14 protein-coding genes and 1 tRNA gene are annotated in these 12,369 nt (G+C 65.3%); 7 read left to right on the forward strand and 8 right to left on the reverse strand.

The genetic code is table 11. The features are described from left to right. The first annotated feature begins 165 nt into the window (after positions 1–165). A complete protein-coding gene (locus AC1RCS_RS20580; RefSeq protein ID WP_492245794.1) occupies positions 166–1,098 on the forward strand; it encodes a LysR family transcriptional regulator in 933 nt (310 codons plus the stop codon). 174 nt (positions 1,099–1,272) lie between these two features. After that, a complete protein-coding gene (locus tag AC1RCS_RS20585) occupies positions 1,273–1,494 on the forward strand; it encodes a hypothetical protein (RefSeq protein WP_492245793.1) in 222 nt (73 codons plus the stop codon). A 151-nt stretch (positions 1,495–1,645) separates the two neighbouring features. Here the strand turns inward: AC1RCS_RS20585 and AC1RCS_RS20590 are convergent, their stop codons facing one another. From AC1RCS_RS20590 to AC1RCS_RS20600, 3 genes are all read right to left on the reverse strand, one after another. Beyond that, on the reverse strand, positions 1,646–2,614 hold the full coding sequence (locus tag AC1RCS_RS20590; RefSeq protein ID WP_218341692.1) for a tripartite tricarboxylate transporter substrate-binding protein: 969 nt from the start codon (positions 2,612–2,614) through the stop codon (positions 1,646–1,648). 115 nt (positions 2,615–2,729) lie between these two features. Beyond that, positions 2,730–3,593: an NAD(P)-dependent oxidoreductase gene (locus AC1RCS_RS20595; RefSeq protein ID WP_492245792.1), complete on the reverse strand. Its 864-nt coding sequence runs from the start codon at positions 3,591–3,593 to the stop codon at positions 2,730–2,732. Between the two features lie 14 nt (positions 3,594–3,607). Next, positions 3,608–4,006, reverse strand: coding sequence for a carboxymuconolactone decarboxylase family protein (locus AC1RCS_RS20600; protein WP_218293731.1), 399 nt, complete (start codon positions 4,004–4,006; stop codon positions 3,608–3,610). 186 nt (positions 4,007–4,192) lie between these two features. Here AC1RCS_RS20600 and AC1RCS_RS20605 point away from each other — a divergent pair, with 186 nt between their 5' ends. Next, positions 4,193–4,882: a GntR family transcriptional regulator gene (locus tag AC1RCS_RS20605; RefSeq protein ID WP_492245791.1), complete on the forward strand. Its 690-nt coding sequence runs from the start codon at positions 4,193–4,195 to the stop codon at positions 4,880–4,882. Positions 4,883–4,906: 24 nt separating this feature from the next. Here the strand turns inward: AC1RCS_RS20605 and AC1RCS_RS20610 are convergent, their stop codons facing one another. Then, a complete protein-coding gene (locus AC1RCS_RS20610) occupies positions 4,907–5,194 on the reverse strand; it encodes a GNAT family N-acetyltransferase (RefSeq protein ID WP_492245790.1) in 288 nt (95 codons plus the stop codon). Between the two features lie 105 nt (positions 5,195–5,299). On the opposite strand from AC1RCS_RS20610, the gene AC1RCS_RS20615 reads away from it, so the two are divergent. After that, entirely contained in the window at positions 5,300–6,655 is a 1,356-nt protein-coding gene (locus AC1RCS_RS20615) for an MATE family efflux transporter (RefSeq protein ID WP_492245789.1), read from the forward strand. 464 nt (positions 6,656–7,119) lie between these two features. Here the strand turns inward: AC1RCS_RS20615 and AC1RCS_RS20620 are convergent, their stop codons facing one another. From AC1RCS_RS20620 to AC1RCS_RS20630, 3 genes are all read right to left on the reverse strand, one after another. Continuing rightward, positions 7,120–7,347, reverse strand: a complete 228-nt coding sequence (locus AC1RCS_RS20620; RefSeq protein WP_492245788.1) for a hypothetical protein — start codon at positions 7,345–7,347, stop codon at positions 7,120–7,122. Between the two features lie 300 nt (positions 7,348–7,647). Beyond that, entirely contained in the window at positions 7,648–8,343 is a 696-nt protein-coding gene (locus tag AC1RCS_RS20625; RefSeq protein WP_492255486.1) for a hypothetical protein, read from the reverse strand. Between the two features lie 867 nt (positions 8,344–9,210). Further along, a tRNA-Leu gene (locus AC1RCS_RS20630) sits at positions 9,211–9,295 on the reverse strand. A gap of 40 nt (positions 9,296–9,335) precedes the next feature. On the opposite strand from AC1RCS_RS20630, the gene cysM reads away from it, so the two are divergent. The 3 genes from cysM to AC1RCS_RS20645 all read left to right on the forward strand — a co-directional run bounded on the left by cysM (position 9,336) and on the right by AC1RCS_RS20645 (position 11,142). Further along, positions 9,336–10,238: a cysteine synthase CysM gene (gene cysM / locus AC1RCS_RS20635; RefSeq protein WP_218293734.1), complete on the forward strand. Its 903-nt coding sequence runs from the start codon at positions 9,336–9,338 to the stop codon at positions 10,236–10,238. Between the two features lie 101 nt (positions 10,239–10,339). Then, on the forward strand, positions 10,340–10,906 hold the full coding sequence (locus AC1RCS_RS20640) for an NUDIX domain-containing protein (RefSeq protein ID WP_218293736.1): 567 nt from the start codon (positions 10,340–10,342) through the stop codon (positions 10,904–10,906). Positions 10,907–10,914: 8 nt separating this feature from the next. Beyond that, a complete protein-coding gene (locus tag AC1RCS_RS20645) occupies positions 10,915–11,142 on the forward strand; it encodes a sulfurtransferase TusA family protein (protein WP_218293737.1) in 228 nt (75 codons plus the stop codon). Positions 11,143–11,400: 258 nt separating this feature from the next. Here the strand turns inward: AC1RCS_RS20645 and galU are convergent, their stop codons facing one another. Continuing rightward, positions 11,401–12,288, reverse strand: a complete 888-nt coding sequence (gene galU, locus AC1RCS_RS20650; protein WP_218293738.1) for a UTP--glucose-1-phosphate uridylyltransferase GalU — start codon at positions 12,286–12,288, stop codon at positions 11,401–11,403. Between the last annotated feature and the right edge of the window lie 81 nt (positions 12,289–12,369).

Here is a 12,369-nt window from a genome sequence, read left to right on the forward strand (position 1 = left end):
TGAAAAAAAGAGTGGCAACAAAGGTGTTCTGGGGCAGATCGTAGGCCTCGTGCCAGCGCGCCGCAAGCGAGTTCTTTTCATCCAGATATGCATAACTGGAATGTATGAAATACTTTGAGCTAGAGATCATCTACTTAGCCGGACCCTTAAAAGTTCATTTTCATCATGCGCCGCAATATCCCATCGACCCAGGCACTGGCCTGTTTTGAAGTCGCCGCCCGGCACGAGAGCTACACCCGCGCCGCGCAGGAACTCTCGCTCACGCAAAGCGCCGTCTCGCGCCAGATCCAGGCGCTGGAGGAGTTTCTGGGCGTGCAGCTGTTTCGCCGCACGCGCCACGGCGTGGTGCTCACGCCCGCCGGCGCGCACTACGGCCGCCAGGTGGCGCGCTGGCTGCAGGGCCTGGAGCGCGACACGCTCGACGTGATGGCCCACCAGGGCGAGGGCGGCACGCTGTCGCTGGCGGCGGTGCCCACGTTCGCCACGCGCTGGCTCATTCCGCGCCTGCCGCAGCTGGCCCAGCTGCACCCCGACATCGTGGTGCACATCGAGACGCAGACGCGCCCTTTTCTGTTCGCCGACACCACCTTTGACGCGGCCCTGTACGCCGGCACCCCGGAGCAGGTGGCCAACTGGCCCGGCGTGCAGGCGCAATTGCTGATGCACGAGGATGTGCTGCCCGTGTGTTGCCCGCGCCTGCTCGAATCCGCCGCGCCGCGCGCGCGCGGGCGCGCCCACCAGCCCGTGGCCGCCGATGCGCTGGCCGGGCTGCCCCTGCTGCAGCAGAGCACGCGCCCCTACGGCTGGCGCCAGTGGTTCGACGCCATGGGGGTGGACGCACCCCATGCGCTGGACGGGCCGCGCTACGAGCTGTTCTCCATGCTCGCCGTGGCGGCCACGCATGGGCTGGGCGTGGCGCTGATTCCGCCCTTGCTGATCGAGGCCGAGCTGGCCAGCGGCGAACTGGTGGTGGCCTGCGCGCGGCCCCTGCGGGGGGAGCGGGGCTACTACCTCGTCAGCCCCGCGCAGGCGCAGCCGCCCGTGCTGGCGGTGTTCTCGAAATGGCTTCAAGACACTGCGCGGGCTGCGGCAGCGTAGGGCGCTTGCCGGCTTGCGCCCCGCGGCGGACAGGGCTACGCTGGTGGCACTCGCTGCAGGCGGCGGGAAGAAGATGGACGGAACGTATGTGGTGTGCAAGGGTCACACCCAGCGGGCGGCCCGGCGGGCCGTACCAGGCACCTCATACCTTTACTATTTCATCAAGGAGCCGTTATGTCATTGAACGCAACCTACCATGCCCCCCAATTCGAGCCCACGGTGGACGAACTCGCCACGCTGAAGCACCTGGAGATGGAGAACATCAGCGTGGTTTCAGCGCTGAAGGAGCATATGTCCGGACGGTTGTACGAACACGGCTTCATCACCAAGAATGCGTCGGGCCAGCTGACCATCACCGACACCGGCCGCCACCTGGTGCGCAGGCAGAACAACTGAGCCGATTTTCCCGGGTAGCGTTCCCGGCGGCCTGGGCCTGCCGGTGGTGGCCGGGCCCGTCCAAGGCGTGGCGCGGGGCCGCGTTCGCCAGCGCAACCGCCCTCATCGGCCCGTGCAGCCGCCCTGCGCGGGTGCTTTGGCGGCTGCGCGCTTACTCCGCCTTGGCGCCGGCCGCCTTGATGACGGGATCCCAGCGCCTGATCTCGGCAGCGGTCTGCTGGCGCAGCGCCTCGGGCTTGAGCCGGTCGCCCTGCGGGATGATGACCCCCATGTCGGTGAAGCGCTTGACCAGGCCGGCATCGGCCAGGGCCCCGCGCACCGCCTTGTTCAGGCGTTCGACGACGGCGGGCGGTGTGCCCTTGGGCGCGTACACGCCGTGCCATACGGCCAGCTCGAAGCCCGGCAGCCCGGACTCGGCAAAGGTCGGCACCTCCGGCATCGTCGGGATGCGCTCCCTGGTCGCCATGGCGTAGGCCTTGAGGGCGCCGGACTGCAGGTGCGGCCCGGTGGCCACGGGCTGGTCGCAGATCAGGTCCACGTTGCCCGCCACCAGGTCCTGCAGCGCCGGGCCGGTGCCGCGGTAGGGCACCATCGTCACGGTGGTGCCGGCCGTCTGGTTGAACAGCATCGCGCACAGGTGCGATGTGGCGCCGACGCCCGCGTGCGAGAACTTCACCTCGCCCGGCCTGGCCTTCATGTGCTGGATCAACTCGGCCACGGTCGCGGGCGCGAAATTCTTGTAGCGCACCAGGATCATGGGCACCTCGCCGGCCAGGGCGATGGGCTCCAGATCCTTGTTCACGTCGAAGGCCAGCTTGCTGTACAGCGCCGGGGCCGTGGCGATGCCCATGTTGTGCAGCAGGACGGTGTGCCCGTCATTGGGCGCGCGCACCACCTTGGCGGTGCCGATGGTGCCGCCGGCTCCGCCCGCGCTGTCCACGATCACCGGCTGGCCCAGGTCGCGCGCCATGGCCTCGGCCAGCACGCGGGCCAGCACGTCGGTGGAGCCCCCGGCCGCATAGGGCACCACGATGGTCACGGGCTTGGTGGGAAAGGCGGCCACCGCCGTCGAGGCCAGGGCCAGCGCGGCCGCGAGCAGGGTCTTTGTCTGGTTGCGCATTGTCTTGTCTCCGGAAAGGGTGAGAGCAGCCAAGGCCCGGCCTGCCAGGCGGTGGCACTTGCTTGTTTGTTTGCTGGCTTGCGGCGGGCGCCCTGCCGGGCGCCCGGGGGGACTGTCAGGGCTTGCCGACGAACCGGTACAGCTCGGTGTGGTCGGCCCTGGGGCCCAGCGCGGCGCTGGCATCGGCCGTCATGGCGTACACCTTCTGGGCCAGGTCCATCGGCACCTGCAGGGAGCGGCCCAGTCCGGCCGCGATGCCCACGTCCTTGGCCTGCAGCGCCAGCGAGAAGCCCGAGTTGAAAGCCTGGTTCAGCATGAACTGGTGGGCCTTGTTTTCGGTCGTGTTGTTCTTGCCGGTCGATGCGTTGATCACATCCACGATGGTGGCCGCATCGATGCCGAAGGCCGCGCCCACGTGGATGGCCTCGGCCGTGGCGATCAGCGCGGCGGCGGACACGTAGTTGTTCAGCGCCTTGAGCGCGTGGCCCGCGCCCACGGGGCCCACGTAGCTGATGGCCTTGCCCATCACTTCGAGCACCGGCCGTTGCCGGGCGAAATCTTCGGGGTCGCCGCCCACCATGATGGCCAGCGTGCCATTGACGGCCTTCTTCACGCCGCCGGAGACGGGTGCGTCGATCAGCGCGATCCCCCTGCCGCGCAGCGAGGCTGCGAGGGTCCGCGTGCGGATCGGGTCGGCGGAGCTCATCTCGACGACGCAGGCCCCGGCCCGCAGGTGGGGTGCCAGGTCGGCCACCACCGCGTCCACGATGTCGGAATTGGGCAGCATGGTGATGACCACGTCGCACCCTGCGTACGCGGCATTGTCGGTGGCCACCACGGCACCGGCATGCGACGCGGCGAACTGCGCCTCGGCTTCAGGATGGGCGTCCTTCACCACGAGCGGGTGGCCTGCGGCGTGCAGCAGGTGGGCCATGGGCTGGCCCATCATGCCCAGGCCGATGAATGCGATGCGGCTCATCGTCGCGCCCCTGCTCAGAGGTCCATCTCTTTGAACACTTCCGACGCCACGCGGAACGAGTCGATCGCCGCCGGCACGCCGCAGTAGATGGCCGTCTGCAGGAAGACTTCCTTCACCTCGTCCTTGGTCAGGCCGTTGTGGATGGCGCCGCGCACGTGCAGCTTGAGCTCGTGCGGGCGGTTGAGCGCCGTGATCATCGCCAGGTTGAGGAAAGAGCGGGTCTTGCGGTCGAGGCCCGGGCGGTTCCACACATCGCCCCAGCAGTACTGGGTGACGAGTTCCTGCATGTCGATGTTGAAGTCGGTCGCGTTCTTGATCGAGGCATCGACGTATTCTGCGCCGAGCACCTCGCGGCGGGTGGACAGGCCCTGGTCGAAGAGGGCGGGGTTCTTGGGGGCGTAGGGGCGGGTCATGGAAGGCTCCTGGGGTGGAAAGGGATCAATAGAGAGAGAGAGGGGAGAAGGCCGGCAACGCGGCGTTGCAGTGGATGAACTTTATTAGGATTGTCAGACAATCATACATATGGAAAATGTGGATTGACGAAGGATTCATATGTTTGTATGACAATCAGCGTGTATGAACCCCATTAGGATGGCGCCATGAACCAGATGCTGCTGCGAGTCCCCCGCGAAGAGACCTCCCTGCGCCAGCGTGCTACCCAGACGCTGCGCCAGGCCATCCTCGACGGCCACTTCACGCCGGGACAAAAGTTGTCGGAGCGCGAGCTCTGCGAAAGCCTGGACGTGAGCCGATCCTGCGTGCGCGAGTCGCTGCAGCACCTGCAGGCCGAGGGGCTGATCACCATCATTCCGCACCGGGGCCCCGAGGTCACCACCATTTCACCCAAGGAGGTGCGCGACATCTACGAAGTGCGCGCGCACCTCGAAAGCCTGGCGGGCCGGGGCTTTGCGCTCAATGCCTCCAAGGACCAGGTGCGGGCGCTGCGCGCCAAGCTCACCGAGCTGTCACAGCCCGAGATCACGCAGGACCGCGCCTTGATGCTCAACGTCAAGAATCAGTTCTACGAGATCCTCATCGCGGGCTGCGGCAACCTGGTGGCCGGGCAACTGCTGCTGCAGCTCAACAACCGCGTGACGGTGCTGCGCCGCATCTCCATGGCCCAGCCTGGGCGGTTTCCGCACACGCTGGTGGAGCTCGACGCCATCGTGGCTGCCATTGAGCAGGGCGACGGGGAGACGGCGGCGCGCCTGTGCGAGGAGCACGTGCGCAAGGCGGCCGCCAACGTGCTGCAGAGCATGCAGCCGGCGGCGGCGAAACTGCAGGCCTGACTGCGTGCGGGCCTTGCAGGGTGATCAGCGTTCAGGCGGCGACACAGGCCAGGCTGGAGGCTTTGCCGCCAGTGCTTGCTTGCCCTGGCGATCAAACCCCACGTGCTCGTAAAACCGCAAAGTTGCTTCGTCTTTTCGACCTGTCAGCAACATCACCTTGTAGCAGTTCCGACGCCAAGCTTCGCTCAGAGCATGTGAAAGGACAGCCCGACCCCAGCCTTGACCACGGTGCGCAAGGTCGGTGACGACGTTCTCAATGACGCCATATGGACGGCAGGCGCGCGTGAGGTTGGGTATGACAGCGCGGCGCATTCACCAGGCCGCCGCCCGCCGTCGTGCGGGGGCTCCATTGCGGGTGTCGCTTCCCCGCGCCAGGCCATGTCCCGGCGCACGCGGGTCGCATACGATGTGTTCACCATGGACACGAACGACCCGACCACGCCGCTGCCCCGAAGGTTTCTGCGGTTTCTCGGTCCGCTCGTGGCCACGAACCTGCTTCAGGCGCTGAGCGGCACGGTCGTCACCATCTGCCTGGGCCAACTGCTGGGCGCGCAGGCGCTGGCCGCAGCGGTCAGCTTCTTCCCGTTGTTCATGTGTTGCATTGCCTTCGTGATCGGGCTCGGTGCCGGGGCCTCGGTGCTGGTGGGCCAGGCCTGGGGTGCACGCGACGCGGACAAGGTGAGCCGCGTGGCTGGGGCCGTGCTGCTCGGTGGGTTCCTGCTCGGCTGCGTGGTAGCGGCCGTGGGCGCCACAGCCATCGGCAGCCTGCTGCGTGTGCTGGGTGTCAGTGGCGAGGTGCTGCCGCAGGCCATCGCCTACGCGCGCGTGCTGTTCCTGGCCATGCCCGTGCTGTTCCTGCACCAGCTCAGTGCCGCCCTCCTGCGCGGCCTGGGCGACACGGCAACGCCGCTGCGCGCGCTCATCCTGGCCTCGGGCCTGTGGATGCTGCTCACTCCTGCCTTCATGCTCGGATGGCTGGGCCTTCCCCCGCTGGGCACAGCCAGTGCGGGCTGGGCCAGCCTCATCGGCAATGCCGTGGCCCTGGCATGGCTCGCGTGGCACCTGCATGCCAGGGGCCATGTGCTGGCCTTCTCGCACCTCAGGCCCCACCTGCGCTGGAACACCCCCTTGCTTGCCACCGTGGCGAGGCTGGGCGTGCCCACCGGCCTGTTCTTCGTCACCAGCTCACTCGCCGACGTGCTGCTGCTGCGCTTGGTCAATGGCTACGGCTGGCAGGCCACGGCGGCGTGGGGCACCGTCAATCAGGCCATGGCCTTTGTGCAGCTGCCCGCCATGTCCATCGCCGTCGCGGCCTCCGTGTTCGCCGCGCAAGCCATTGGTGCCGGCAAGCCGGAGGATGTTGCGCATGTCACGCGGGTCGGCCTGTGGATGAATCTGGCGCTGACCGGCAGCCTGGCCCTGCTGGTGGCTGTGGTGTCACCGCAGGTCGCCAGCCTGTTTACCCGCGATCCCGCCGTGGTGGACCTGGCCGCCACCGTTCTGCGCGTCACGGTGTGGGGCAGCCTCGCGTTTGGGCTGGCCAGCGTGTTCACCGGCGTCATGCGCTCGGCAGGAACCGTGCGCGTGCCCACGGTGATTTCCCTGTCCTGCCTCACCTTGCTGCTTGTGCCGCTGGCCTACGCGCTGCAGCACCTGCTGGGCCTGCAAGGCATCTGGGCCAGCTACCCGCTCACGTACCTGTGTGCGCTGGCACTGCAGGCCATCTATTTCCACGCCATCTGGAAGAAGCGGCCGATCAGGCGGCTGGTGTAGCTGGGGGCATGGGTGGCGCAGGGCCTGCGCTGGGGCCCTCTGTGGTCTATCACGCATCCTCTACCTGCTTTTCTTGATGGAACGCCCGGGCCTGGGGGACGCGCGGGTTTTTAATCGCGCTCCTGGGGCGGAGCTGACGCTGGAATACGCCGCATGCTGTACACGCTGTCGTGCTTTGCGCGATTTGGTGCCTGTTCTGGCCTCAGCAACATACACCTCCAACGACACAGCTCAATGGGCATGGCGCTGGCGGAATGTGGGGGAGTGGATTTCATTTGAGAGAAGCCGGCCTGCCCGGAGGGACTCGAACCGTCCTGATGCAAGAAATAAAAAGGCCCCGACGCTTGGAGCGGCAGGGCCTGATTTCTGTGTTTGTGCCAATGACAGCGCCGAGGATGCGCCTATTGACTAAAAAAACATAGCAAGAAAGCCATGGTGCCGGGGCCACACTCACAATCCGGGCGCTAAGCCGATGCGGCTTCGGATGCGTTCCATGCAGCGTTCTCCAGCGCAAGGTTTGATAGCAACGATGCAGCCACGCGCACAGCGCTCAACCGCAAGAACGATGCGCAGGCCATGGCGCTGGCGGCGCACGCACCCTGCGCCCACAGCGTGCATGAGGATTCTCTAGGACGTTCGGCACCGACGCAGGCGATCCACGATGCCACGGTGGTGGCGCGATGGGCGTTCATTCTCAATGGGCTCAACGCGATGGCCCAAGGGCTGCCGGAGTTCGACGCGCGGCCGCAGGTGGAGGCGCTGGGGGTGTTCGATCTGAGGGCGTTGACCCCGCAGGAGATGGTGACGCCTGCGCAGATTCAGATGAGGAGGCACCGCGCGGGGCGGTGCTGTAGAGCGGCTGGGCAAACAGATCGAAGGGCGCGAAGTGGCGGTGGCTGCTTCGCGTTTTTTTACGTTGGGGGCCGGTTAGGACTCTTGCTGATTTTCTCCACGCTGCGTGCGTTCAGACGGGGACCACAAGGCGCGTGTATTTAGTGGGTGCGACGCTCGGCTGAGCGCATGAAAACAAACGCCGCCACCCCCAACGCTGCCATGAGGACCAGCAGTGCTGCGGGTGATGTGGTGGGAACGGACGCGACTGCTGCGGGCAAAACGACTGGGTCTGGGGCGAAGGACCAGACAGGGACTCCCACTCCGCTTGCACTGCTTGTGTAAATGTCTTGAATGGTGCCGGTTAGGCATGTATCAGCTTGTCCCGACGGGCTAGTGCCTACGCTGCTGCAGCGGAAATACTGCGTTCCAGAAAAGACATTGTCGAAGAACTGCATTCTGCCTGTGTAGTCGCCCACGGTATGAGGGGGCGCACCGGTCACCCATGGCTCCAACAGGATTCGTGCCCCGTTCACCTGGCCGACACCATCCGTTGAAACGATAAAGCTATACACCCTTGCCAATGGCCCTCCCGAGGCGTACGTCACAACACCATCATTAAAGGTGTACGCGGTGACAGATGACGAAATTTCTGTCAACGGCATGTTTGCTGGCAAGGCTGCCGCCACCGTGAAACTTCCCGAGATGGACATCGCTGTCGTGTAGCTCACGCAACCGCCAACCGGGCATGCGACGTAAGGCGTGGCGTTGTTGTAGTTGCTCGTTTGGACAGCGTATGTAAATGCATGGCCACATAGTGGTGCCAGCAAGGCGAAAAACATTGCGATTAATCTCACGGGCCACTCCTTGTTGTAACAAATAATAACCGACGCGGAAACAGTCCGATACTTGCAAAAACCGTCACCAATACAGCTGAGAACAGATAGCCACGGGTGCAAATCCACCTAAGCCATGGCATACACGAAGCTATTTTGACGGCGCGCCGGGAGTTCGTTCTGAAATGCTTGCGGCGATAGCGCAAGGCTTCTTTATTGGAGCGCGCGACCGTGGAATGCGTACAGGCACCTGCCTGGGCGGCTTTGGTGCTTTGTGTGATTCTTCTATGTCACCAGTCCCACCCGGTTTCGTCGTCTTCGGCCATCACCGGCTGCATTTTTTTGTAGAACTCGACCACTTCCGGGGTTGCCCATTCCTCGATCCGGTGGCCGCCGGGCGCCAAAACGGCCCGCGAAAGCTCGCCGTCGAAGCGGGCCGTACAGTTATTGAAACCAGTCCGAGCGGGTGGTGGGGTTTGTAGGCTTTGAAGGGTTTACCGACCATCGAAGCGCGAGCAAGTGAAAAAGGCAAAGGCAGGGGGGCGGCGACCTGATCCCACGCCGAATGGTGGGGTTTGTAGGCTTTGAGGGGTTTGCCGACCGTCCAAGCGCGGGCAAGTTTTTTTCCTCCGGCTTTGGCGGGTGGGTGCCCTGGCATACCGGAGCCTCACTTTATAGGCGCCACAACCCCCGTGGCTGGGGGCATCTTCCGGGGGGCACCAGCACCCTATAAAGTGCCCCCAATTCGGAGAATCATGCCCCCAAATGTGCCCTCAAATTGCGTAGACGGGTGTGGACTGGCCTGGACCGCTGTGGACAGCTAAGATGCTGATTCCAAAGGAAAAATAAAAAAGTCCGGAAGAGTATGGACTCTTCCGGACTAGTCGATGGTGCCCGGGGCCGGAATCGAACCGGCACGCCTTGCGGCGGGGGATTTTGAGTCCCCTGCGTCTACCAATTTCACCACCCGGGCTGGAATTCGTGAAGCCGCAAATTATGGCACAGTAGGGCGCATGAAATATCCGACGATTGAAGACGCGGTGGGCAACACGCCGCTGGTGGCGCTGCAGCGCATTGGGGCCCAGGACAACGCGGCGCGGGGCAATGTGGTGCTGGGCAAGCTGGAGGGCAACAACCCCGCGGGGTCGGTGAAGGACAGGCCCGCCCTGTCGATGATCCGGCGCGCGGAGGAGCGGGGCGACATCCGGCCTGGGGACACGCTGATCGAGGCCACATCGGGCAACACCGGCATCGCCCTGGCCATGGCCGCCGCCATCAAGGGCTACCGCATGGTGCTGGTGATGCCGGAGGACCTCTCCATCGAGCGCGCGCAGACCATGAAGGCCTTTGGCGCGGAGCTTGTGCTCACGCCCAAGAGCGGTGGCATGGAACATGCGCGCGACCTCGCCGAGGCCATGCAAAAGCGCGGCGAGGGCAAGGTGCTGGACCAGTTCGCCAACCAGGACAACCCGCGCATCCACTACGAAACCACGGGCCCCGAGATCTGGGAGCAGACCGGCGGGCGCATCACGCACTTCGTGAGCGCCATGGGCACCACGGGCACCATCACCGGGGTGTCGCGCTTCCTCAAGGAGAAGAATCCGGCCATCCAGATCATCGGCGCGCAGCCCGAGGAAGGCTCGCGCATTCCCGGCATCCGCAAGTGGCCGCAGGAGTACCTGCCCAAGATCTATGACGCGAGCACGGTGGATGAGCTGGTGTATGTGAGCCAGGACAATGCCGAGGACATGTGCCGCCGTCTGGCGCGAGAAGAGGGCATCTTCGCGGGCATCTCGGCGGCGGGGGCCTGCTGGGTGGCGCAGCAGATCGCGGCGCGCGACAGCCATGCCACCATCGTCTTCGTGGTGTGCGACCGGGGCGACCGCTACCTGTCGACGGGGGTGTTCCCCGCCTGAGGACGAAAGGCAGCGAAGGCGACCCCTTCACCTTCCTTGCAATGAAAATGGGCCGTCTGCGCTGGATAGGAAAGCGCCGATAGCTATCAAAATAAGAGCATATGCACTACGAAACCCGCTACTGCACCCACTGCGGCACCGCGCTGCAGCCGATCACGCTGGCCGAGGACGGTGGCGACAAGGAGCGCCTGCGCTGCCCCGCCTGCGGCTGGACGCACTGGAACAATCCCACGCCCGTGCTGGCCGCGATCGTGGAGGTGAATGGCAAGGTGCTGCTGGCCCGCAACGCGGCCTGGCCCGCGAAGATGTTTGCGCTGATCACGGGCTTCATGGAGGCCGGGGAGTCGCCGCAGGAAGGCATCGCGCGCGAGGTCAAGGAGGAAACCAACCTCGACGTGCGCTCCACCACGCTGGTGGGGGCCTACGAGTTTCTGCGCATGAACCAGATCATCATTGCCTACCATGTGGTGGCCGAGGGTGAGGTGCGGCTGTCGCCCGAGCTGGTGGACCACCGGTTCTACGACCTGCACGAACTCAGGTGCTGGCCCGCCGGCACGGGCTATGCGCTGGCGGACTGGCTGCGCACGCGAGGGCATGAACCGGTGTTTTTCACGGCAGAGGAAAACGAAGAGCGCCGCCGGGGGCTCAACCTGCCGCCAAAGGATTGATGAAGACCATGGACATCCACAAAGAAATCGATACCCGGGGCTTGAACTGCCCCCTGCCCATCCTCAAGGCCAAGAAGGCACTGGCGGACATGGCCAGTGGCCAGCTGCTCAAGGTGGTGTCCACCGATGGCGGCTCGCTGCGCGACTTTCAGGCCTTTGCCAAACAGACGGGCAACGAGCTGGTGGAGCAGCAGACGATGGGCGAGGAGTACATCCACGTCCTGCGCAGAAGGTAGTTAAATAGAAGCGAAACCCTGACGAGGTGGTGCGCCTTGCCCTCTGCCGCCACTGTGCGAGGGGCGCGTGCGCAGCCTGGGCAAACCGGGCCCCGGGCTCGGCAGGCGATGCGGCGCCGGAATTCGCCTGGTTTCTGCTGGTGCCTGGCGCAGGCCGCAGCAGTGCCTCAAGGCAAAAAATCCTCCGCAGCCCTGGTGGGCTGCCGGAGGATTTTTTTTCTGGTCATGCAGCCGCGCAGATCGCGGTGCAGGCGCTGCCTACAGGCTCAGGCCCTTCAGGTATTCCCGGAACGACGCGCCCACTTGAGGGTGCTGCAGCGCCAGTTCCACTGTGGCTTCCAGAAAGCCTTCCTTGCTGCCGCAGTCATACCGCTTGCCCTGGTACTGGAAGGCGTACACGGCCTCGCTCTGCATCAGGCGCGCGATGCCGTCGGTGAGCTGGATCTCGCCACCCACGCCGCGCGGCTGGTTGCGGATCTCGTCGAACACGCCGGGGGTGAGGATGTAGCGGCCGGCCACGCCCATGCGGGAAGGTGCGACGTCGGCCTTAGGCTTCTCGACGATGCGGTCGATGCGGATCAGCGGACCGCCTGCGGGCTCGCCGGCCACGATGCCGTATTTGTGCACCTGGTCTTCCGGTACTTCCTGCACGGCGATGACCGAGCGGCCCTGCTGGCGGAAGGCGGTGGCCATCTGGGCCAGCACGGGTGGGCCGCCCTGGGGGCCCACCATCAGGTCGTCGGCCAGCAGCACGGCAAACGGCTCCTTGCCCACCAATGGCTCGGCGCACAGCACGGCATGGCCCAGGCCCAGCGAGCGGGGCTGGCGCACAAACGCGCAGTCCATGTCGTCGGGCTGGATGGAACGCACCAGCGCCAGCAGTTCCTTCTTGCCGGCGGCTTCCAGCTCGGCCTCCAGCTCGTAGGCGGTGTCGAAGTGGTCTTCGATGGCGCGCTTGCTGCGGCCGGTCACGAAGATCATGTGGCGGATGCCGGCGGCGTAGGCCTCTTCGACGGCGTACTGGATCAGCGGCTTGTCCACCACGGGCAGCATTTCCTTGGGGCTGGCCTTGGTGGCGGGCAGGAACCGGGTGCCCAGGCCCGCGACGGGGAATACGGCTTTGCGGACGGTGGTGGCAACAGTCATGGAATTCCTTTTGGGGATAGGTAATCGTCGGGTCGGATGGAGCCCCGCCGCCAGGGCGGGGCCCGTTGCGCCACGCAGTAT

It is taken from the genome of Acidovorax sp. GW823-FHT01C06, assembly GCF_058798375.1.